Origin of the sequence: Microbulbifer aggregans (assembly GCF_020524005.1) — a bacterium.
Taxonomy (GTDB): Bacteria; Pseudomonadota; Gammaproteobacteria; order Pseudomonadales; family Cellvibrionaceae; genus Microbulbifer; species Microbulbifer aggregans_A.
This window is the reverse complement of sequence record NZ_JAIVKK010000003.1, coordinates 230,518-252,121: the sequence shown is the minus strand read 5'-3', so window position 1 is coordinate 252,121 and position 21,604 is coordinate 230,518. Positions and strand designations below refer to the sequence as shown.

Here is a 21,604-nt window from a genome sequence, read left to right as displayed (position 1 = left end):
AGAGAAGACCATGAGTGTACGTTTTGACGGCCAAGTGGCCATCGTAACCGGCGCCGGCAACGGACTCGGTAAATCCCATGCACTGGCACTGGCAGAGCGCGGCGCAAAAGTTGTGGTAAACGATCTCGGCGGAGCCCGCGATGGCAGCGGCGCTTCTTCCGAGGCGGCGCTGGCCGTGGTGCGTGAAATCGAGGCGCGCGGCGGTGAGGCCATCGCACACGGAGCCAACGTCGCGAAGTTCGAAGAAGTGCAGGATATGGTCCAGCAGGCCATGGCGAAGTGGAGGCGGGTGGACATCCTGATCAACAACGCCGGTATCCTGCGGGATAAAACGTTCGCCAAAATGGACCTGGCGGATTTCCAGTTGGTGATGGACGTGCACGTAATGGGCTCGGTGAACTGCACCAAGGCGGTGTGGGACATCATGCGCGAGCAGAATTACGGCCGTATTGTCATGACGACTTCCTCCAGCGGCATGTATGGAAATTTCGGTCAGTCCAACTACGGCGCCGCGAAAATGGCGGTATTGGGATTGATGAATACCCTGGTGCTCGAAGGGGCCAAGTACGGCATCCGTATCAATGCGCTGTCACCCACAGCCGGTACGCGCATGACCGAGGATCTGATGCCACCAGAGGTACTGGCGATGCTCACGCCGGAAGCGGTTACCACCGGCGCCCTTACCCTGTGCCACAAGAATGCGCCCAACCGCTTCATCCTCTGCGCGGGTGCAGGTGGTTACGCGAGCACCCGCCTGTTTGAGACCCCCGGTACCTTTATTCCAGTGGATGAGCAGACTCCTGAGGCTGTGCTCGAAAACTGGAGCAAAATCTGCGATCAGGGTGGCCAGGCAGAATTGGCCTCCGGTGCGGGCCAGACCGAGAAGTTCCTGACCCTGGCGATGTCCCAGTCACAGCCGGCCTGATGCCTGTCTGCATTAATTTCAAATAATCCAGCCGCTCCCGGTGCCTGAGTGCGCCAGGGAGCGGGGACAAAAAGAGAATTCAGAGATGAAAGAAGCCGTCATTGTTTCTGCCGCACGCACGCCCATCGGCCGTGCCTATCGCGGTGCATTCAACAATCTCGAAAGCCAGACCCTGGCTTCCCATGCGATCAAAGCGGCGGTACAGCGCGCTGATATCGACCCGGCTGAAGTGGACGACTGCATCTTCGGCGTCGCCCTTCAGCAGGGCTGTCAGGGTACCAACGTCGCACGCCAGATGTCGATGGCGGCGGGCTTGCCGGTCAGCGTCAGTGGAATGACCATCGACCGCCAGTGCGCTTCGGGTCTGATGTCGATCGCTACCGCAGCCAAACAGATCGTGGTCGATGGTGCGCCGGTCGTTGTGGCCGGTGGCTGTGAGTCCATCAGCCTGGTGCAGAATGAGCACATGAACCTGTACCGCGCCGGGGATCCCAATGTCGTGGCAGCGGCACCGGCCATCTACATGCCCATGCTGGATACCGCTGAAGTGGTGGCCAAGCGCTACAACATCTCCCGTGAGGCGCAGGACGAGTACGCGCTTGAATCCCAGCGCCGTACGGCGGCTGCACAGGATGCGGGAAAGTTTGATGACGAGATCATTCCGGTCACCGCCACCATGCTGGTTACCAATCGGGAGACCGGTGAAGTCAGCGAGCAGCAGGTGACGCTCGGCAAGGATGAGGGCAATCGCCCCGGGACCACGCTTGAAGGGCTCAACGGGCTGAAAGCCGTGCGCGAAAACGGTGTGATCACCGCGGGTAATGCCTCACAACTTTCCGATGGTGCCGCCGCGGTGGTGATGATGGACAGCCAGCTGGCGGAGCAGCGCAACCTGCAGCCTCTCGGTATTTACCGCGGCATGGCAGTGGCGGGCTGCGAGCCGGATGAAATGGGTATCGGTCCCGTATTTGCCATTCCCAAACTGCTCAAACGCACCGGCCTGAAAATGGACGATATCGGTCTGTGGGAGCTGAACGAGGCCTTTGCGGTTCAGGTAATTTACTGCCGTGATCAACTCGGTATCCCCGCCGACCGCCTCAACGTCAACGGCGGTGCCATTTCCATTGGTCACCCCTACGGTATGAGTGGCAACCGCATGACCATGCATGCGCTTATCGAGGGCAAGCGCCGTGGTGTGAAATACGTGGTGGTTACTATGTGTGTTGGCGGCGGTATGGGGGCAGCAGCCCTGTTTGAAGTGGTCTGATTGCCGGGCGCGGTACGTACTCTGGATAGATAAAAAAAGCCCCGCATAGCGGGGCTTTTTTGTTCCATCGACTCCGGCAGTCCTGATCAGCCTGTACAGGCAGGCCTTGATCTCAGTGCCAGTCTCAGCGATATGTTTACTGCGGGTTTTCCACGTTGTGGTATACCGCCTGCACATCTTCCAGGTCGTTCAGCATGTTCATAAATTTCTCGAACAATGCCACATCGTCACCAGTGATCTCGGTGTAGGTTTGGGGCACGAACTGGATTTCGTCCACGTCAAAGTCGATTTCACCAAAGGCTTCGATCAGCGCTTGCTTGGCCTTGAAGTAATCCGTATGCGGGGCGAATACGGAGAGTGTGCCGTCTTCGTTTTCGATGTCGGTAACATCAACGTCGGCTTCCATCAGTGCTTCCAGTACCGCCTCTTCATCGTCGTGTTTGAACACGAGGATCGCGAGGTGATCAAAGCTGTGGCTGACGGAGCCTTCAGTGCCGATCTTGGTTTTGGTTTTGGTGAAGGCCTGGCGCACATCGCCGAAGGTGCGGTTGGGGTTGTCAGTCAGGCATTCGATGATCGCCATGCAGCCGCCGGGGCCGAAACCTTCGTAGCGGGCACGTGAGAAGTCTTCGCCGGCGCCACCTTTGGCCTTGTCGATGGCCTTTTCGATCACGTGGGTGGGGACCTGTTCTTTCTTGGCGCGCTCAATCAGGCTGCGCAGGGCCAGGTTGCCGTTGGGGTCGATACCTCCAGACTTGGCGGTCACATAGATTTCGCGGCCAAAGCGGCTGTAGACCCTGGCTTTCATGTTCGAGGTCTTGGCCATCGAGTCTTTGCGGTTCTGATAGGCTCTTCCCATGGGGTTATGCTCCGGTATCGCTGGGATTCACTGGGTATTTTTAAAGAAGGCGATTTTACTGGGCGGGGCGAGGGAAATGAAGCAGTCTACGCAACAGTAAGCGGCAAACGCACTTACCGACTACCAATGGGACAGTTTGAGGGCGCCGTTGCAGATACAGGCCCGGGGCTTTACGATTAGTGGCTATTTGACACTTTGACCAACCATGAACGAACAAGAATTCCTATCCAGCTATGACAAGCGTGCCTTCGACGCGCCCCTGGTAACCGTCGATGCCGTTCTGTTTACCTATCACGAAGGGCAGCTCAAAGTTCTGCTGGTGAAGCGCTCCGCACACCCGGAGATGGGGAAGTGGGCGCTGCCGGGCGGGTTCGTGTCGGAGACCGAAGACCGCTCTCTCGAAGACACCGTGGTGCGCAAGTTAAGAGAGAAGACCGGCGTCATTCCTCCCTATGTAGAGCAGCTCTATACCTTTGGCGGTAGAGACCGGGACAAGCGGGGTTGGTCCGTAACGGTGTGCTATACCGCGCTTATCGCCCATCAGGTCTGCGAGAGCCATATTGAATCCGTAGCCGATGCCAGGTGGATACCGTTTGATCGGGTGGGGAAGTTGGAACTCGCGTTCGACCACGAGGAAATCATCCGCTTTGCCCATGAACGGTTGGTGCAAAAAGCGCTGTACAGCATAGTCCCTGCGTATGCGCTGCCGGAAAAGTTTACTTTGCCGGAGTTGCAACACGTGCACGAGGTGATCATCGGAAAGCCGTTGCAGAAGAAGTCATTTCGGCGGCGAATAGAGCAGGCTGAGCTGCTCGTTGATACCGGTGAGAAACGCTCGGAAACCGGACGCCCGGCAACGCTTTATCGTATGCGGGACGACTCGGGCAGCCATACGTTTGTGCGTAATCTGGAGCTTTAATCCCTTAAGTAAACTCTAAGTAAAAAAGGAAAGCCGGTCAGTCCGGCTTTCCTGAGGTTTGTGGATGAATTACCCCGCCTTGGCCAGTGCGCTGTCGGTGCGGGGTACCCCTGCCAGGGCTCTGACGGTATCGAACGTCTGGTCTATCAGCAGCTTGCCATTGCGGAAAACCGGTTGCAGCAAGTTTGTGCGGTTGCCCAGGTCCTGCTCGCGAACGGTGTGCAATTCGCCATTGCCGCGAGTGGTCAGTGCCAGGCGGCCTTTTTTAGAGCGCTTGCCGGTGTCGGTAATCGGGTCTTTAAACACATCTCTCCAGAGGCCGTTTACACGTACTGCGCTGGCCTTCATCGCGAACTTCATGGTGTCCCGGTTAACCTTTTGCAGCAGCTCGGCGCCCATGCCAAAGGCAACGTTATCCGCGCTCTGCTTGCGCGCTTTCATTGCGGCGAGAATGCCCTCAATGGTGTGCAGAGATACACCATCTCCCTGAATGACCCGGATAAAGTCGGGCAGTACCCGATAGCCTTTGTCGTTGATTGTCGCACCGAAAATCCGCATAAGGCGCTCCACGGTTTGGGTAACGATATCAACAGGGTCACCGCTGTCGGGACGAATAACCAGTGTGCCCCCCGCATTTTCAACCTGTTCTTTGAGCTCGCCGCCCCAGATATTTTCAATCGCATTCCACAGGTCGTAGCTGTCACTGACAACCGCGACGATGCCGCCATTGCCGCCAAACTGCGTCAGCATATTCCGGTAAGCGTCGGCCTCGCGGTCGCGTCCCCAACTGGTCATGGTGCTGTGTTCTGCGGCCGGAATTGAAAACCCGGCCATAGGCGCGTTGTAGTAGCGACGCCCGGCGAGTAATGCGCTGATGGTATCGGTGCCCTGGAAGTTCACCAGGTGGGCGAGGCCACCAATGGCTGCTGTCTCGGTGCTGCTGGCGCCGCGCGCGCCGAAGTCGTGCAGCTTGAAGGGCAGGCCGTCGATCGTGTCTGCAGTTTCTTCCAGATACCGCTGGATAATCTTTTTGGCTTCACGGCTCTGGGTGGCAACGGTGGTAGGGTACCAGACCGCTCGCAGCAGGGCTGTCTCGATATAGCTGGTGAGCCAGAAGCAGGCGGGGTCGGTATTGATGACCTGGGCGAGCACGTTTTGAACGGGGACCAGGGTGCCTTCCGGCACAGCCTGGATTTCAATCGGCAGGTAACCGCCGTGCTGATTGAGAATATATTCCCAGCCTTCTTTGTGAAATGGCACCCCGTGGGCAGTACAGATCTCTTCAGCTTCTTCGATATCTGCAGCGGTTATCGGCTGCATGAGGTACTGCTTGATAAAGGCTTGCAGGCCAAAGAAAACGGCTTCTTTAAACTGTCCTCCGCGGCTTTCTATATAGCTGCTTACATACTGGGTACCTTCGGGGTACTGCAGGTAGTGGCTGGTTTTATAGCTGTCGACATTCAGGATCGGGTTGTAGTTTTGCATCGCGGAAATCCTCCGTGAGTTGAGTAAGTACCGGTCTATCCCGTACCGCGTTTAGTGTCTCTTCGTCACTAATGAGCTTATAGTGTCTCTTAGACACTAATGTGTCAAGCCTCTTTTCTATTGGTTGTTGAAGTTGGGTAGTTATGCGCGCCAAAGCTGCGGCTGGAAGGCGGCCTTATGATGGCGCTAAAGGTAGACGGATCTCAGGAGGGCGCATTTATGCAGGCGATCCCCAGCTTGTCGCCTGGCTCCCCTCGATAAATATCCAGAAAATGGCAATTGCCGACTTCTATGGCGAAGGGGACATACGAGTGCCCCATAAATACCGCGCTGATACCCGGAACCTGGAATGGGGAGGCGGGCTGCTCGCCGAGTACTTCCATGCGGTCAGCTCGGTCGAGGAAGAGGCGTTTGTACTCAGTGATATCGCGCTTGCCCGCGCCGAACCCGGCAATCCCACGATAGAGTTGCCTGATCAGGCTTCTGTTCCAAAGAAGAGGTTGTGCTGCAGCGGAAATGTGCGGCTCGGACAGGGAGGCACCAGACGCCCAGCTGGTGCTGATTTCCTGCAATAGATGTTTCACTGTGTGCCAGTCACTGTTGGGCACATCCGCGTGGATAAGCCCGGCCGTACCCTGGGGTACGGCGATTTCCATTGCCCAGGGCCATTGGCGGACTTTTTCTACAAGTTTCTTCTGTTCCGATTGGGAAAGTTCGTAGAACCACTCGCCGCCGTTAGCCGAATGTAATGCCACAGAGTCTGGGTCTTCAAACCCAGCGATCATCATCGCTTCATGGTTGCCGAGAATACTGAAATACACCTTTTGGTCGATCAGCTCGACCATGGCTGCGCTGTCGGGGCCCCGGTCGACAATATCCCCGAGGCAGAAAAGACGATCTCGCTCCGGATCAAAGCCGAGCTCTGTGAGTTGCTGTTGCAACTGCTGCAGGTGGCCGTGCACGTCGCCGACCACATAATCCCGACCGGATGGGTTTTGACCGATATTCGATAAAATCGACATGGGCATGAATGACTTCCCTAATACGACGATAAATACTAGCAGCCGGTGCCTGAATACATTGCAGGGACATTTTAGGCGCCACCGATCAGATTCTGGATGATGTAGTAGTGATCCTCAAACAGTTCTTGTGGATTCAGGGAAGCCAGCGGTAACCAGCGGGCACGTTTCGCATCATCTCCGCCTTTTACCCTTGGCAGTTCCTTGCTGGGCTCCAGCTCAATGTAATAAGCGTGCGTGATTGTCCTTCCCCGGGCAGAGCGGTGTGGGTCATCAAACACCCCCTGGCGTTTTATTGACCCTTTCAAAACCGGGGCGGGGACCTTGAGGCGTGTTTCCTCCCGCAGCTCTCGCAGGCACGCATCCACGAGCTTTTCGTTCGGGTCAACGAAGCCACCAGGCAGTGCCCAGAGCCCTTTGCCGGGAAAAGCCCTGCGCTCAACCAGCAGGATATGCCCTGATTGCACCACCACCGAATCGACGGTGACATGAGTGGGTGTATACGGCGCCGCTGACCAAGCAGATTTATACCGTTTGATAAATGCCATCTCTTCCTGCATGGCACCGTAGGCGGGGTCGTTGTGAATAAAGCGCTCGAGCTCTGTTCCCACTGTGGCAGGTATTAACTCGGATTTCACCAGGTCTTGCAGATAAGTGTCTGTGTCATCGCCCAGCAGTCCTTCCCGTATCGGCGTCGCGCTGATCGCCTTATGGTTATTGACCGGGACGGACTCCCACTGAGGAAATAAATTCAGGTAAAAACCCGTGTGATCCTTGTGGTGCCCGATAAGGGCGATCCTGGGCGCTTTGTGGGGTATAGAGTGGCGAGCGGTCACGATCCCGTTGACGGAGTTCTGAACATTGCGAACCCACAGCTCATCGTTGTAGGGCACATCCATCAGCGGAAGGCAGATCAGCCGCTTGTTGTCTTCTTCCGTCAGGCAGGACCGGATAAAACTCTCCCTTTCCTCATGTGTCCAGGGGTTGCGAGGATTGCGCGGCTGATACGCCGAGCCAATCAGTATCACCAGCTGGCCGGCCCTTGCGAGGCCTTCTGTAACCACTTTGAGGTGGCCGGAATGGAAAGGTTGGAAGCGACCGATAAAGACCGCGAAATCATAGTCTCTGGACATAGCAGCAAGCTCCTTGCTGAAAAGTAAACGCCTGGGTCTATCCCTGGCTGTGAATCGATACTGCGATACAGTATGTGTCTAAAGGACACTATGTCAAGGGTTGTTGTGATTAGGCATCCATCTTTACGCGAGTTTCTGGCACGTTCGTGCCGGTTGGCTAGGCTCGCTCCATGGATAAAAATGCATGGAAAGCACTTCTCCGACTGCCGTTGCAGGTGCTCTCGCTGGCAGTCGTCTGCTGTGTCCCCGCGCTAGCGGGAACACTTTCAATTCAAGTCGAAAATGACTCCTTCGACGGTGCCAGTGATGCTTACTACACCCAGGGGATGCAGCTTGGCTATTCTCCGGATTCGGCGCCAGAGTGGTCGCGATGGCTTTTGCCGTGGACGGATGATGGGCGGGAGTTGCATGCGCAGTATTTTCTTGGCCAGGCCATTTTCACCCCTTATGAAATCGAGCGCCCGGAGCTGATTCTGGATGACCGGCCCTACGCGGGCTGGTTGTATCTGGGAATGTCGGTGACTTCCGCGCAGCTTCGCCCGGAAAGCCACTTGAAGGTGATTGATCGGCTGGATGTCAGTGCCGGCATTGTCGGCCCGTCCTCGGGGGCGCAGCGGGTGCAGCGCTGGGCCCATGATCTGGTCCGCGCTTATAAGGTCAACGGCTGGGACAACCAGTTGCATGATGAACCTGCGCTGTTGGTGAGTTGCGGTCGCAAGTGGGCCTACATCAATTCCATCGGTGAGTCCGCATTGGATTGGGAGTTGTCCGGGAATCTGGGTGGCAGCCTCGGCAATGTGTCCACGCAAGTGGCGGCAGGCGTCGGCATGCGTTTCGGACGCGACCTGTATGCCAGTGCCTCATTGGACGGCCTACCGCCGCTCACTCAGGCGCCGGGCCTTGCCGGTGGCACGCTGGACCTTGGCTGGTATTTCTTCACAGATTGGCAGCAGCGCTATATTGCCCGGGATATCTTTCTCGATGGCAATAACTTCAAGGATAGCCACAGCGTTGAAAAAGAAACCAGCGTAGGCGATTGGCGTTTCGGGTTCGGTTTTGCCACGGGGCGTTTTACCTGGTCTGCGTACCATGTGCGCAGGTCACGCGAATTTGTTGGCCAGTACGAGAACGTGAACTTTTCCGGCCTGGGTGTAATGGCTACTTTCTGATTGGCGGCGCGTAGGCTTCTCCTCATGGTCGCGTAATGGCTGCTCTCCGGATTGCTCGGGCGATAAAACTTAATAGCGGCTTCAGAGAGGCCCAGGTTTGTCGCTTCAATATTTCCCCCTTTTGCTGCCGGGTCCTTCCAGGTGCCGCGGCTTCCGCGTAAAGCAACTAAGATATTCCATATTTGCCGCAACATTTGCGGCATACTTTTGTTCTGTAGGTTTCGCTGACTGCCGCGTAATTGCACCTTTCTGTGGGGAGTGTGGATAGCGGTTCGGTATTCGGCGGGGAGCCAGTGGAATAACAAGCGGAGATTCGAGTGAACCACGACCAGTCCGGTTTCTTTCAGCGTTTTTTCAGGCTGCGTGAACACAATTCCTCCGTAAAGCAGGAGGTTATTGCCGGGATCACGACGTTCGTGACCATGGCTTACGTCATCTTTGTCACGCCAAACATGATGGCCAATGCGGGGATGGATCACGGCGCCTCTTTTGTGGCCACCTGTGTTGGCGCGGCTATTGCCTGTTTTTTGATGGGACTTTATGCCAACTGGCCCGTTGGCCTGGCGCCGGGTATGGGGCTCAACGCCTTCTTTGCCTATACGGTAGTTGGCGATATGGGCTACAGCTGGCAGGTGGCGCTGGGCGCGGTCTTCCTGTCCGGCATCCTGTTCATGATCTTGAGCCTGTCGCGGATACGGGAATGGCTGCTGGGGGCGATTCCCCTCAGCCTGCGGTTTGCGATGGGCGCGGGAGTCGGCCTGTTTCTGGGGCTGATCGGCCTCAAGACCGCTGGAATCGTGGTGCCCAATGAAGCGACGCTGGTCAGCCTGGGGTCTTTCCGCGAGCCGGAGCCATTATTAGCCGCGCTCTGCTTTCTGATGATCGCGATACTCAGCCATCGCAATGTGTTCGGCGCGATATTGATCAGCATGGCGACGGTGACGTTGATCGGCTGGGGGCTTGGGCTGGTGGAGTATCAGGGGATTGTTTCCACCCCGCCGAGCCTCGCGCCCACCTGGCTGGCGATGGATATAAAGGGAGCGCTGGATATCGGGATGGTCAGTGTCATCCTGGCCTTCCTGTTTGTGAACATGTTCGACACCGCCGGCACATTGATGGGGGTCGCGCACCGGGCCAACCTGATCGACGACGACGGTAAGATTGAAAACCTGCCCAAGGCGCTCAAGGCGGACAGTACCTCCAGTGTGATCGGTGCGCTGTTTGGCTGCCCGCCGGTCACCAGTTATCTCGAGAGTGCATCGGGTGTGGCGGTGGGCGGGCGCACCGGGCTAACCGCGGTTGTGGTCGGCATCCTGTTTGTGCTGGCGATGTTCTTTACCCCGCTGGCGGCAATGATCCCCGCCTTTGCCAGTGCGGGTGCGCTGATCTATGTGGCCATGTTGATGATGGGGACGCTGGCCCATATCGACTGGAAGGATCAGACCGACACCATCGCCGCCATTGTGACCGTGGTCATGATGCCGTTGACGTTTTCCATCGCCAACGGTATCGCACTGGGCTTTCTCACCTACACCATTCTCAAGGTGTTCACCGGGGAGTATGAGAAGGTCTCGCTCAGTCTTTATGTACTGAGTGCCATTTTTATCGCCAAGTTTGCGTTTCTGTAAGCTGGCGCAAGGCGGGCAGGGGGTGCCCGCCGCAATACTGAAAATAATCGATAACAAGATCAGGAGTGCGTCTTATGAGGGCATTGCCGTCCATCGAATCACTCGCGCGTGCGGATGAATACTCGGCCTGGCTGCAGGAGCTGGCATCCCTGGCGGTTGCGTCAGTGCATCCCCAGCAGTTACTGCCGGCGCAGTTGCCGGAGCCCCCGGCGGGGCGCACGGTGATTGTTGGTGCTGGCAAGGCGGCTGCGGCGATGGCGGCAGCGTTCGAACAGGCCTGGTTTGAACACTACCCGGATGCCGACCTGTCTGGTCTGGTGGTTACCCGATACGAGCACGGCGCGACCTGCCAAAAGATCGAAGTGCTGGAAGCCTCACACCCCATGCCGGACAACATGGGCGAAATTGCGGCAAAGCGTATGTTGGAGGCTGTGGATAAACTGGGCGAGAAGGATCTGGTCATCGCGCTGATTTCCGGTGGCGGTTCCGCGCTGATGACACTGCCCGCCCCCGGTCTCACCCTGGCGCAAAAGCAGGCGATCAATAAGGCGCTGTTGCGCAGCGGTGCGCCGATTCGCGAGATCAATACCGTGCGCCGCCACCTGTCGGCGATCAAAGGCGGGCGCCTCGCCGCCGCCGCGCATCCCGCGCGCGTGGTGACCTACCTGATTTCCGATGTGCCCGGGGACGATCCCACGTTGATCGCCTCCGGCCCCACGCTGCCCGACCGCTCCACCCCCGCCGATGCCCTGGAAATCCTGCAACGCTACAACATCGATATTGATGACAATGTGCGCAGCCACTTACAGGGTGATATGGACGCGCCCAGGCAGGGCGATGCCGGGTTCGCCCGCGACAGCGCGAATATGCTGGCTACGGCAAAGGATGCGCTGGATGCTGCCAATACCGCGGCTTTGCACGCTGGCGCGGAGGTCCGGGTGCTCGGCGATGACCTGGAGGGCGAGGCGCGGGAGCTGGGGCAGAGTCACGCTCAGCTGGCCTTGCAGGCCCGGAACGACATCTCTCGCCCGCTGCTTATTCTTTCCGGCGGCGAAACCAGTGTCACCGTAACCGGAAATGGCCGCGGTGGGCGTAATGTGGAATACCTGCTGGGGCTGTTTACGGCGCTGGCCGGTGCTCCGGGCATTTACGGGCTTGCCATCGATACTGACGGCATCGACGGTTCCGAAGACAACGCCGGTGCCCATTTTGCCCCTGCTGACTGGGCGAAGATGCGGGCGCAACAGCTCGACCCACACGCCTTTCTCGCCAATAACGATGCCTATAGTTTCTTTGCGGAGCTGGAAAACCTGATCGTGACCGGCCCTACAAGGACCAACGTCAATGACTTCCGCGCAATCCTGATATTGCCGCGCGATTGAACCACGCGTGATTGAACCTCGCGCGATTGAACCAGAGAATCCCTATGAGCCAGATTCCCGCCATCGAGCGTATTGCCAACCCTATTCGCCGCACCAAGATTGTTGCCACCCTGGGGCCGGCCAGTGACAAGGACGGGGTGCTGGAAAAACTGCTCAGGGCGGGTGTCGATGTGGTGCGGCTGAATTTTTCCCACGGTACGCCGGAAGACCATCGCCGCCGTTTGCAGCAGGTCAGGGAAATCGCTGTGCGCTTGGGCAAAGCGGTCGCTGCTCTGGGGGATCTGCAGGGGCCGAAGATTCGCATTGCGCGCTTTAAAGAGGGTGCGGTTTCGCTGGCGGAAGGACAGCAGTTTGTGCTCGATATGGCCCTTGGCAGTAACGATGGTTCAATTGAGCGGGTGGGGTGCGATTACAAGTCCCTGATCGACGACGTGCAGGCCGGCGACCGGCTGTTACTGGATGACGGCCGCGTGGTGCTCGACGTGGAGCAGGTTAGCGGTAGTGAAGTAATTACCCGGGTGGTGGTCGGCGGCAGCCTTTCCAATAACAAGGGGATCAACAAGCAGGGCGGTGGGCTTTCTGCCGCGGCGCTGACCGATAAAGACAAGGCGGATCTCAAAACGGCGATAGATATCGGTGTGGATTACCTCGCGGTCTCCTTTCCCCGCAGCGCCGAGGATATGCGTGAAGCGCGCGCATTGCTGGGGGACGCGGGCAGGAATATCGGCCTGGTAGCCAAGGTGGAGCGCGCCGAGGCGGTGGAAAACGATGCGACCCTGGACGAAATTATCGAGGCATCGGAAGCGGTGATGGTTGCGCGCGGCGATCTCGGGGTGGAAATCGGGGATGCCGCTCTGATCGGTGTGCAGAAGCGCATGATCAAGCGCGCCCGCCAGCTCAATCGCGCCGTGATAACCGCCACCCAGATGCTGGAAACCATGATCAAGGCCCCGCTGCCCACACGCGCGGAGGTGTTCGACGTGGCCAACGCGGTACTGGATGGCACGGATGCGGTGATGCTTTCCGCGGAAACCGCTGCCGGGGATTATCCGGTGGAAGCGGTCGAGGCCATGCATCGCCTGTGTATGGGCGCGGAACGGGAAAGGTCCGCACAGGAATCCGGCCACCGCATGCACCAGGGCTTCTCCCGTATCGACGAGACTATCTCGCTCTCCGCCATGTATGCGGCCAATCATCTGGCCGGTGTTACCGCTATCGCGTGCATGACCCAGACCGGCTACACGCCGTTGATCGCCTCCCGAATCCGCTCCGGCCTGCCCATCGTGGGATTGGCGCACGACCCGATCGCGCAGCGGCGCATGGCGCTGTACCGGGGGGTGATTTCCCTGCTGTTTGAGCCCGGGAATCAAAGTGACAAGGAGCTAAATCAGCGCGCACTGGATGTCTTGAAGGAGCGGGGCATCGTCAATGTCGGTGACCAGGTGATCCTGATTCGCGGCGACCTGATGCAGTCCCACGGTGGCACCAACACCCTGAAGATTCTCGAAGTCTGTGATTGATTACTGACTCTCTCCACCCCGGGGGCCGAGGGTTAAACATTCCTCTGCAATAAAACCGGCAAGGGCAGGTGCGGGCCCTGCTTGGTGTTGGGTACACTTACCGGCCAATCGATTTACAGGGATACGCGCCTTATGAGCCTCACCCACCTCAACCAGCAGGGCGAAGCCAGCATGGTGGATGTCACTGATAAAGACATCACCGACCGCAGTGCCCGCGCGGAATCCGCCGTTGCGATGTCCGCGGAAGCTTTTGCCCAGCTCAAGGCCGGCAACAACAAGAAAGGCGATGTGCTCGCCACCGCCCGTATTGCCGGCATCCAGGCCGCCAAGAAAACCGCAGACCTCATCCCCCTCTGTCATCCCCTCGCCCTGACCAAGGTACAAGTGGATTTTGTATTGGATGAAGCGAACAACTGCGTGCAAATCCAGAGCTACTGCCGGCTCGCCGGGCGCACCGGGGTGGAGATGGAAGCACTGACTGCGGCCAGTGTCGCGGCGCTGACCATTTACGATATGTGCAAGGCGGTAGATCCGGCGATGGTGATCGGGCCGACAAAACTGCAGGAAAAAACCGGCGGTAAGCGGGGCCACTGGGTGGCGGATTCTGCGGAGGTGGGGCAGTGATCAAGGTGTTGTTTTTTGCCGGGCTGCGGGAGCAGCTGGATTGCGACAGTCTGGAGGTGGAAGCCGGCGGTGTTTCCACGCTGGGTGAGCTGCGCGAGGTACTGTCCAGCAAAGGCGATACCTGGCGGGTTGCCCTGGCTAATGAGCGCCTGCAAATGGCCTGTAACCAGGAACTCAGTCACGGGGATGCTGCGGTGCGCGATGGCGATGAAGTCGCCTTCTTCCCGCCGGTGACCGGGGGGTAAGTGCGTGACTGATATTTCGATTGTGGTTCAGGCGGAAGGTTTTGATCCCGGGGCGGAGTACAACGCGCTGCGCCGGGAAAATACCAGCGATGGTGCAACCGCGATCTTTGTGGGCAATGTGCGGGATTTTTCACCAGCGATCTCAGCAACAACCGCACCTGACTCTTCATCATCGGGATCTGCTGTCGCGGTAATGGAACTGGAGCACTACCCGGGTATGGCCGAGTCTGCCCTGGACGCGATCGCGCGCGAGGCGGCCGAGCGCTGGCCCCTGGGCCGGGTCCGGGTTATCCACCGTTATGGCCGGCTGGCCGCGGGTGATGAAATTGTTTTTGTGGGGATCACCTCGGCACACCGGCAGGCGGCGCTGGATGCCTGTGCCTTTATCATGGACTTTCTCAAGAGCCGTGCGCCTTTCTGGAAAAAGGAACTGACTGCGGGTGGCAGTGCCGGTCAGTGGGTTGAAGCGAAAAAAAGTGATGAGTCCGCACTGCAAAAATGGTGAGCGCATATCAGTAGACTACTCCCGGTCTATTTCCGGGCTATTTGTGGTCTGTTACAAATATCTGACCGAACAGTGTTCTCGTTAATTGTGATATCTGAGAATCCGGTCACACGCCGTAGTTCGATTGAGTGCGTGAAACCTGTCACAACTTCGAGAAAAAACGCCTTGTCCTTTGAATTTAAAGAAAAAATTCACCTCTAGTTCAATGCGCGAGATTTGAAGCGCCTCACATATCCCTTTGCCTTGGTTGCAATACAATCCCACCGCTAAGCACACGCTGTGGCCTCAGTGCTGTGTTTTTTCTAGTCACGGGGCGGGCCGGAGGTATGAAAAGGGATATGTGCAGAATTCTGATATCGCTGACAGCAGCACTGCTGATGTCACTGTCTTCACTGGCCAACGCTCAGGATGTGAGCCGCGAAGAGATCCGCGGGCTCGATGAGCAGATCCAGGACGTCAAGCAAGATGTGATTAGCCTCACCTCTGAGCTGAATCGACTCGAAGAAAAGCTCCTGTTCCCCTCGAACACGCAGGCTGCATTCTTTATTTCCCTGGCGGGCAGTGAGGATTTCAGTCTCGAGTCCGTAGAGGTCAAGCTGGACAACCAGGTAGTTGCTCACCACCTCTACACCTACCGGGAAATCGAAGCCCTGCAGCAGGGCGGGGTGCAGCGTATTCACACCGCCAACGTGCAGACCGGTGGGCATCCGCTGGTGATCAACTACTTTGGCAAGTCAAAATCAGGCAAGGAATATCGCGGAACGGCAACCTACAACGTGGAAAAAGCGGTAGGTCCCAAGTTCGTTGAAATCCAGATTGCCGGCACCCAGTCCGCGATCAACTTTAAGGACTGGTAATCATGTCTTCCCGTCTGGCCCGTGCGGTTGCCGGCGCAACCCTGTCGGCATTGTCTTCGCTGTGCGTTGTCGCCGTGCCTATGGGGGTGGCCTCTCTCGCGGAGGCGAAAGAAACGCTCGACCCCACCGCACTGCATACCGATGAGCTGAAAGATCTGTTCTTCGGTGAGGCTCTGTTTTACGCACACCAGGATGCGTACTTCGATGCGATCACCGGGCTGGATACCGAGCTGAAGCAGTTCCGTCTGCTGGACGACCCGGCACTGGACCCGTTCAATATCCACTATGGTCAGGCGGAGTTCGCAGTAGGCGATCTCGAGCTTTCCTATCGCATGCACCGGGAAGCCGGCCGCGCTATCGAGGCCGTGCTGAAAGGCAATGTATCGCAGGCGATCAAAAATGAAGCGGCTTTCCGGCTCGCGCGTATTCACTACCAGAAACAGCAGTTCGCCAACGCCCTGAAGGCGCTGGAAGTGATCGAGGGGCGTGTACCCGAAAGAGTGCGCGCGGAAGAGCAGTTCCTGCGCGCCCGGGTCTATATGCAACTGGGCCGATTCGAAGAGGCCATTGCTCTGCTGCGAGACCTCAAGGGCGAGAAATCGATCTCCGGTTTTGTGGAGTACAACCTCGGCATTGCCCTGTTGAAAGCGGGCGACACCGAACGTGGTGTGCTGGAGCTGGATGGGCTCGGGCGCAATACCGGTGCCAGTGAAGGCGCGCAGGCGCTGCAGGATAAAACCAATCTGCTGCTTGGCTACCAATTGATGGAAGCCAAGGAGTATGAGCGTGCGCGCACCTATTTTGACCGGGTACAGCTTTCCGGCCCGTTTTCCAATCAGGCGCTGCTGGGTGCCGGTTGGGTAGAGGCGAACGCGGGCCGCTACGACCGTGCACTGGTGCCCTGGCAGTTGCTGAAAGAGCGCCAGCCAACCAACAAGGCCGTGCATGAGGCCATGCTGGCGGTACCCTACGCCTACGGCAAGCTGGATGTGCACAGCACCGCGGCAGTGAATTATGGCCAGGCCCTGGATCTGTTCGGTGAGCAGGTCGATGTGCTGTCCCAGTCCATCACGAGTATTCGAGAGGGCAAACTGCTGGAAGCCCTGCGTCGTAAAGAAGCCAACCAGGTAAAAAACTGGGTGGTGGAACTGCGTAAACTGCCTGGAGCACCGGAAACCCATTACCTGCTCGACCTAATGGCCTCCAACGACTATCAGGAGTTTCTGCGCAACTACCAGGATCTGAACGACCTGTTTGAGCGCAACAAAGCCTGGCTGGAAAGTCTCGACTCCTTTGACGAAATCATTGCCCTGCGCCGCGCCTATTACGAGCCGATCCTGCCAGGCCTGGATGTGCAGTTCCGGCAGATTGATGCGCGCATCAAAATGCGCCTGGAGCAGCGCCAGCGCCTTTCAAGCCGTATCGAAAACCTGCTGGTAAATCGCCGGCCAGAACTGCTGGCCAAGAGCGAGGAAACCGACGCGCTCCTGCGGCTGGAAAAAATGCGCGCATTGCTTGCGTACAATCCCAGCCTGAACAGCGAAGAGACGGAAGCACGTATCGCGCGCCTGGAAGGCCTGTTGCGCTTCAAGCTTTCAAAGCTGTTTGATGACCGCCTGACCGAAGCCTACAAAAACCTGCGCGAACTGGACGGTGTTATCGCCACCCTGCAGGAAACCTACCAGCGTTATGTGCGCAGCCGTCAGGCCGCAACCCATAGCTACGAGGGTTATGGTGAGCAGATTGTGCAGTTGCGCAGTGGTCTGAACCAGGCCCAGGAAAAAATCGACCAGCTGATGGCGCGCCAGGGTCGCATGCTGGAACAGCTCGCCATTAATGAACTGGATCAGCAGCGGGCGCAGCTCGAGAGCTACCAGATCAAGGCGCGTTTCGCGCTGGCAGACAGCTACGACCGGGCCAACGAGCTGCAGGAACAGCGCCAGGATGCGCAGAAAGTTGAGTTGTATCAGGAACAGGTGGAGCAGTTGAAGCAGGCCGAGCCTGCGTCGAACCCCGATGGCGAACCGCTGCCTGTGGATAATCCGCCGGAACTTGAGGCTCCCGTGGAGAATGGCGAGGGCGCAGACAGTGAATAAGAAAGTGCTAAGTGCCCGTTTTAATACCCTGAGCCTTGCCACTACTGCATCCGCACTACTGTTGCTCAGCGCTTGCGCCAGCAACAGTGGTAACACCATTGGCAGCCTGAAAAATGTGGATATCGAAATCCGTGAGACCCGTATTGACGGCAGTCTCGAGAAGGCGCTGGCCAGTTACCAGAAATACCTGCAGGAAACACCGGAAACCGCACTGACGCCGGAAGCCATCCGCCGGATTGCAGACCTCAAGATCAAGCAGGCCCACCGCGCGGAAGCCGGCGGTGCAGGCGCGTCGAGCACAACGCGTATTCTTTCCGAAGAAGAAGTGGCTGCGGCAACCGACAAAGCCGCACGCCGTGCGCAGTCCGCTCCGGCATCGGGTCAGCAAGCGCTGGACGCACCGGAAGCGGCACAGCTCGCTGCGGTGAGCCAGCAGGCACCGCTGGCGCTCGACGGTGTCGCGCGTTCCAGTGGTGAGAGTGAATCCGACTTTGAGGCGCGTGCCAGTTCGAACCTGGCCATTGATCGCAGCCAGTCAGCGGCACCAGACCTCGGTGGCAGCCTTCCCGGCGACGACCCGGATGCGTTGCTCGCAGCCAACGCCCGCGAGGCGATTGAACTGTACAAAAAACTGCTGGCTGAATATCCCCAGTACGAACGCAATGATCAGGTGATGTACCAGCTCTCCCGGGCCTACGAGGAAATCGGGGAAATTGATGCAGCGGTGCAGGTATTGCGCCAGATGGTCGCCAAATATCCCGCATCCCGCCATGTGGACGAAGCGTTTTTCCGCCTCGGCGAATACTACTTTACCCGCAAGAAATACCTGGATGCGGAAGAGTCCTACGGCCGGGTAATTGATATTGGGGAAGTGTCCAGCTTCTATGAGCTGGCGCTTTACAAGCGCGGTTGGGCGCTGTTCAAGCAGGATATGTATGAGATGGCGCTGGATGATTTCGTGCGCATGCTCGACGTCAAGGTCGCCGATGGCTACGACTTCGAACAGCAAACGAACGAAACCGAGCGCAAGCACATCGAAGATACCTTCCGGGTTATCAGCCTGAGCTTCTCCTATCTCGGCGGTGCCGAGTCCATTGTGGATTATTTTACCCGCAAGGGTGCGCGGGATTACGAGTCCTACGTCTACAGCCACCTGGGCGAGTACTACCTGGACAAACGTCGTTATCAGGATGCGGCGAAAGCCTATACCGCGTTTGTTGAGCGCAACCCGCTGCATAAGGTGGCTCCCGATTTCTCCATCCGCGTGATCGAGATTTACCAGAAAGGCGGTTTCCCGCGTCTGGTACTGGAAGCGAAAAAAGACTTCGCCAACACCTATGCGCTGGATGCCGAGTACTGGACCGTATTCGATATTCAGGAATATGCCACCGCGGTGGAATTCCTGCAGACCAACCTGATCGACCTGGCGAGTCATTACCACGCGGCTTACCAGAACAAAAAACTCAAGGACAAGAAAGGCGAGCACTACGCCGAGGCCATTCACTGGTATCGCCGTTATCTCGGCTCCTTCGCGGATAAGCCCAAGGCGCCGGAGATCAACTATCAGCTGGCTGGCTTGATGCTGGAAAACCGCGACTTTATGAACGCGGCGCAGGAATATGAACGGACGGCTTACCAGTACGAGGCGCACAAGGATGCCAGTGAAGCGGGCTATGCGGCGGTATTTGCTTATCGCGAGCACCTGAAGAACAACCTGGCCAAGGGCAGTACCGCCGAGAAAACCGCGGTGCAGAAAGAGATTATCCGCTCGTCCCTGACCTTTGCCGAGACCTTCCCGGAGCATGGGAAGGCACCGCAGATTCTGTTGGGCGCGGTGGATGACCTGTACAAGCTGAAGAGTTTTGCTGAAACCATTCAGAACGGCCGCCTGCTGTTGGAAAAATTCCCCGCGGCCGACCAGCAAATCCGTCGCTCTGCCTGGTTGCTGGTGGCACACGCCTCGTTTGATACCGCGGCATACGTGGACGCCGAATCCGGCTATCGCGAAGCGCTGGCGCTTACCGCGGCTGATGCCAAGGATCGCGCGGACCTGATCGACAATCTGGCTGGTTCCATCTACCAGCAGGGCGATGTTGCTCGCAAGGCTGAAGACCACGCTGCTGCTGCCGAGCATTTCCTGCGTATCCGTATGGCGGCACCGGGTGCAAGCATTCTTGCCACCGCGGAGTACGATGCTGCGGCGTCGCTGATCCAGTTGCAGAACTGGGTGCGCGCAGCGGACGTGCTCAAGGCATTCCGTACCAACCACCCGCAGCACGAGCTGCAAAAAGAAGTTACTAAAAAGCTCGCGGTGGTATATCAGGAGAGCGGCCAGCTGTTGCTTGCCGGTGCCGAGTTTGAGCGCATTGAGCAGGAGTCGGAAGACGAGGATGTACGCCGTGAAGCACTGACCCAGGCGGCAGACCTGTACAGTGCCGCGAAGAGTTTTGACAAAGCACTGGCGGTGCTGAACCGCTACGTGAAACTCTTCCCGAGCCCGATGGAGCCCGCGCTGGAAACCCGGCAGAAGATTGCCGATATCTATAACAACAGCGGCAACCGCAAGGCGTACTTCAATACTCTGGAAGACATGGTGCGTATCGAACTGCGTGGCGGCAATGAGCGCAACGACCGCACCCGCTATCTGGCCGGTACCGCCGCGCTGCAGCTGGCGGAACCCAGATACGATGCCTTCCGGGAGATTGCCCTGGTTGCACCGCTGGAGCAGAACCTGAACGCGAAGCGGACGCGGATGAAATCTGCGGTCAATGCGTTCTCGGACCTGATCGACTACCAGGTGGCGGATGTCACTGCGGCGGCGACGTTCTACCTGGGTGAAATCTACCTGCATTTCAGTCGCGCGCTCAAAGAATCCGAGCGGCCGACTAACCTCAGCGCCCTGGAGCTCGAAGAGTACGAGCTGGCACTGGAGGAACAGATTTACCCGTTCGAGGAAAGGGCGATCTCGGTACACGAGAAAAATATCGACCTGATGGCTGCGGGTATCTACAACCAGTGGATTGCGAAAAGTATCGAGCAGCTCGCCGGCCTGGTGCCTTCGCGCTACGACCGCAAAGAAGATGCGGGCAATATTCTCACCACTATTGTGCCGGTGCCGGTTCAGCCTGAAGTGGCTGCCCCTGACGTGGCTGCCAAGACTGTGGAAGCACCTGCAAACAACGGTGAGCCGCAGGTGGCTGAAGCCGAAGCTCCGGCTGATGAGTCGACTGCAGATGTGAACCCGTCAGCAGAGGGTGGAGAAGAGGGCGGCATCGAGGAAGCTGCGGTAAAGATCGAAGAGGCGGAGCAAACTCCCGAGCCTGAAGTGGTTGAGCCAGCATCCGAGGTGATCGCGGAAAATGAATCCGAGGAGGATCAGGGCTGATGAGTTGGAATAATTTCCTGCGCCCCGCGGTATGTGCGGCGGTATTGCTGCTGGCTGCCTGTGCCAGTGGCCCGCAAACCTCCAATCGCCCGGTAGACCCGCTGAGCGTCAAGGTTTCCGGCGGTGTGAATCGCGACTTTTTGCAGGCCGTGGAGTATCTCCAAGGCGAGCGTTATCCAGAAGCCATTGACCTGCTGCAAAGTGTTGTCGCCCGGGAGCAGCGACTCTCCGCACCCTATGTAAACCTGGGGATCGCCTATTTCCGTACCGGCGACGAGAAGCATGCAGAAGAGGCATTTCTGGAAGCCCTGCGCGCTGCGCCTTTGGATCCGGTCGCAAGTAACGAACTGGCGGTACTCTACCGCCACCAGGGCCGATTTGACGAAGCCCGCAAAACCTATGCGGACTCTCTGGCAGTGCACGCGGACAATCTGCCGCTGATCAAAAATCTCGGCATCCTCTGCGACCTCTATCTCCAGGATGTGAATTGTGCACTCGCACAATTTCAGCTCTACCTCAATCATGAGCCGGATGACGCGAACGTCTCCATTTGGGTGGCAGATCTGAAGCGGCGGGCAAACTGATG

18 protein-coding genes are annotated in these 21,604 nt (G+C 57.9%); 14 read left to right on the top strand and 4 right to left on the bottom strand.

Annotation, left to right across the window (positions count from 1 at the left end; translation table 11 throughout):
• Window positions 1–10: 10 nt before the first annotated feature.
• Window positions 11–925, top strand: coding sequence for an SDR family NAD(P)-dependent oxidoreductase (locus tag LC093_RS06030; protein ID WP_226663217.1), 915 nt, complete (start codon window positions 11–13; stop codon window positions 923–925).
• Between the two features lie 85 nt (window positions 926–1,010).
• The gene (locus LC093_RS06025; protein ID WP_226663215.1) at window positions 1,011–2,192 is read left to right on the top strand and encodes an acetyl-CoA C-acyltransferase; all 1,182 of its coding nucleotides are present in this window, start codon (window positions 1,011–1,013) and stop codon (window positions 2,190–2,192) included.
• A 136-nt stretch (window positions 2,193–2,328) separates the two neighbouring features.
• Here LC093_RS06025 and LC093_RS06020 read toward each other — a convergent pair whose 3' ends face one another.
• Window positions 2,329–3,051 (bottom strand): YebC/PmpR family DNA-binding transcriptional regulator, encoded by a 723-nt coding sequence (locus LC093_RS06020; protein WP_226663214.1) that lies wholly within the window; start codon window positions 3,049–3,051, stop codon window positions 2,329–2,331.
• A 205-nt stretch (window positions 3,052–3,256) separates the two neighbouring features.
• On the opposite strand from LC093_RS06020, the gene LC093_RS06015 reads away from it, so the two are divergent.
• The gene (locus tag LC093_RS06015) at window positions 3,257–3,970 is read left to right on the top strand and encodes an NUDIX hydrolase (protein ID WP_226663213.1); all 714 of its coding nucleotides are present in this window, start codon (window positions 3,257–3,259) and stop codon (window positions 3,968–3,970) included.
• A 69-nt stretch (window positions 3,971–4,039) separates the two neighbouring features.
• Here LC093_RS06015 and LC093_RS06010 read toward each other — a convergent pair whose 3' ends face one another.
• The 3 genes from LC093_RS06010 to LC093_RS06000 all read right to left on the bottom strand — a co-directional run bounded on the left by LC093_RS06010 (window position 4,040) and on the right by LC093_RS06000 (window position 7,607).
• Window positions 4,040–5,455, bottom strand: coding sequence for a nicotinate phosphoribosyltransferase (locus tag LC093_RS06010; RefSeq protein WP_226663212.1), 1,416 nt, complete (start codon window positions 5,453–5,455; stop codon window positions 4,040–4,042).
• 203 nt (window positions 5,456–5,658) lie between these two features.
• Window positions 5,659–6,483 carry a metallophosphoesterase gene (locus tag LC093_RS06005; RefSeq protein ID WP_226663211.1) on the bottom strand — a complete coding sequence of 275 codons (825 nt, stop codon included), beginning with the start codon at window positions 6,481–6,483 and terminating at the stop codon, window positions 5,659–5,661.
• Window positions 6,484–6,548: 65 nt separating this feature from the next.
• Window positions 6,549–7,607 (bottom strand): bifunctional nicotinamide-nucleotide adenylyltransferase/Nudix hydroxylase, encoded by a 1,059-nt coding sequence (locus LC093_RS06000; protein WP_226663210.1) that lies wholly within the window; start codon window positions 7,605–7,607, stop codon window positions 6,549–6,551.
• A 170-nt stretch (window positions 7,608–7,777) separates the two neighbouring features.
• Here LC093_RS06000 and LC093_RS05995 point away from each other — a divergent pair, with 170 nt between their 5' ends.
• The 11 genes from LC093_RS05995 to LC093_RS05945 all read left to right on the top strand — a co-directional run bounded on the left by LC093_RS05995 (window position 7,778) and on the right by LC093_RS05945 (window position 21,602).
• Entirely contained in the window at window positions 7,778–8,776 is a 999-nt protein-coding gene (locus LC093_RS05995) for a lipid A deacylase LpxR family protein (RefSeq protein WP_226663208.1), read from the top strand.
• 317 nt (window positions 8,777–9,093) lie between these two features.
• Window positions 9,094–10,404, top strand: a complete 1,311-nt coding sequence (locus LC093_RS05990) for an NCS2 family permease (protein ID WP_226663206.1) — start codon at window positions 9,094–9,096, stop codon at window positions 10,402–10,404.
• 74 nt (window positions 10,405–10,478) lie between these two features.
• Window positions 10,479–11,786, top strand: coding sequence for a glycerate kinase (locus LC093_RS05985; RefSeq protein WP_226663205.1), 1,308 nt, complete (start codon window positions 10,479–10,481; stop codon window positions 11,784–11,786).
• 44 nt (window positions 11,787–11,830) lie between these two features.
• Window positions 11,831–13,306, top strand: a complete 1,476-nt coding sequence (pyk, locus tag LC093_RS05980) for a pyruvate kinase (RefSeq protein ID WP_226663202.1) — start codon at window positions 11,831–11,833, stop codon at window positions 13,304–13,306.
• Window positions 13,307–13,438: 132 nt separating this feature from the next.
• Complete coding sequence (gene moaC, locus LC093_RS05975) at window positions 13,439–13,930, top strand: cyclic pyranopterin monophosphate synthase MoaC (protein WP_226663201.1); 492 nt, start codon at window positions 13,439–13,441, stop codon at window positions 13,928–13,930.
• On the top strand, window positions 13,927–14,175 hold the full coding sequence (moaD, locus tag LC093_RS05970) for a molybdopterin converting factor subunit 1 (protein WP_226663199.1): 249 nt from the start codon (window positions 13,927–13,929) through the stop codon (window positions 14,173–14,175). The genes moaC and moaD overlap by 4 nt, the downstream gene beginning before the upstream one ends.
• Window positions 14,176–14,179: 4 nt before the next feature.
• On the top strand, window positions 14,180–14,680 hold the full coding sequence (locus LC093_RS05965; protein WP_226663197.1) for a molybdenum cofactor biosynthesis protein MoaE: 501 nt from the start codon (window positions 14,180–14,182) through the stop codon (window positions 14,678–14,680).
• 338 nt (window positions 14,681–15,018) lie between these two features.
• Window positions 15,019–15,537, top strand: coding sequence for a hypothetical protein (locus tag LC093_RS05960; RefSeq protein ID WP_226663195.1), 519 nt, complete (start codon window positions 15,019–15,021; stop codon window positions 15,535–15,537).
• A 2-nt stretch (window positions 15,538–15,539) separates the two neighbouring features.
• Window positions 15,540–17,633 carry a tetratricopeptide repeat protein gene (locus tag LC093_RS05955; RefSeq protein WP_226663193.1) on the top strand — a complete coding sequence of 698 codons (2,094 nt, stop codon included), beginning with the start codon at window positions 15,540–15,542 and terminating at the stop codon, window positions 17,631–17,633.
• The gene (locus LC093_RS05950) at window positions 17,626–21,018 is read left to right on the top strand and encodes a tetratricopeptide repeat protein (protein WP_226663191.1); all 3,393 of its coding nucleotides are present in this window, start codon (window positions 17,626–17,628) and stop codon (window positions 21,016–21,018) included. Before LC093_RS05955 ends, LC093_RS05950 begins: the two co-directional genes overlap by 8 nt.
• Entirely contained in the window at window positions 21,018–21,602 is a 585-nt protein-coding gene (locus tag LC093_RS05945; protein ID WP_226663189.1) for a tetratricopeptide repeat protein, read from the top strand. The genes LC093_RS05950 and LC093_RS05945 overlap by 1 nt, the downstream gene beginning before the upstream one ends.
• Window positions 21,603–21,604: the final 2 nt, after the last annotated feature.

Coding starts and splice junctions, on each gene's coding strand:
- LC093_RS06030 (WP_226663217.1), top strand. CDS start 11: ATGAGTGTACGTTTTGACGGCCAAGTGGCCATCGTAACCGGCGCCGGC.
- LC093_RS06025 (WP_226663215.1), top strand. CDS start 1,011: ATGAAAGAAGCCGTCATTGTTTCTGCCGCACGCACGCCCATCGGCCGT.
- LC093_RS06020 (WP_226663214.1), bottom strand. CDS start 3,051: ATGGGAAGAGCCTATCAGAACCGCAAAGACTCGATGGCCAAGACCTCG.
- LC093_RS06015 (WP_226663213.1), top strand. CDS start 3,257: ATGAACGAACAAGAATTCCTATCCAGCTATGACAAGCGTGCCTTCGAC.
- LC093_RS06010 (WP_226663212.1), bottom strand. CDS start 5,455: ATGCAAAACTACAACCCGATCCTGAATGTCGACAGCTATAAAACCAGC.
- LC093_RS06005 (WP_226663211.1), bottom strand. CDS start 6,483: ATGCCCATGTCGATTTTATCGAATATCGGTCAAAACCCATCCGGTCGG.
- LC093_RS06000 (WP_226663210.1), bottom strand. CDS start 7,607: ATGTCCAGAGACTATGATTTCGCGGTCTTTATCGGTCGCTTCCAACCT.
- LC093_RS05995 (WP_226663208.1), top strand. CDS start 7,778: ATGGATAAAAATGCATGGAAAGCACTTCTCCGACTGCCGTTGCAGGTG.
- LC093_RS05985 (WP_226663205.1), top strand. CDS start 10,479: ATGAGGGCATTGCCGTCCATCGAATCACTCGCGCGTGCGGATGAATAC.
- pyk (WP_226663202.1), top strand. CDS start 11,831: ATGAGCCAGATTCCCGCCATCGAGCGTATTGCCAACCCTATTCGCCGC.
- moaC (WP_226663201.1), top strand. CDS start 13,439: ATGAGCCTCACCCACCTCAACCAGCAGGGCGAAGCCAGCATGGTGGAT.
- LC093_RS05960 (WP_226663195.1), top strand. CDS start 15,019: ATGTGCAGAATTCTGATATCGCTGACAGCAGCACTGCTGATGTCACTG.
- LC093_RS05955 (WP_226663193.1), top strand. CDS start 15,540: ATGTCTTCCCGTCTGGCCCGTGCGGTTGCCGGCGCAACCCTGTCGGCA.
- LC093_RS05945 (WP_226663189.1), top strand. CDS start 21,018: ATGAGTTGGAATAATTTCCTGCGCCCCGCGGTATGTGCGGCGGTATTG.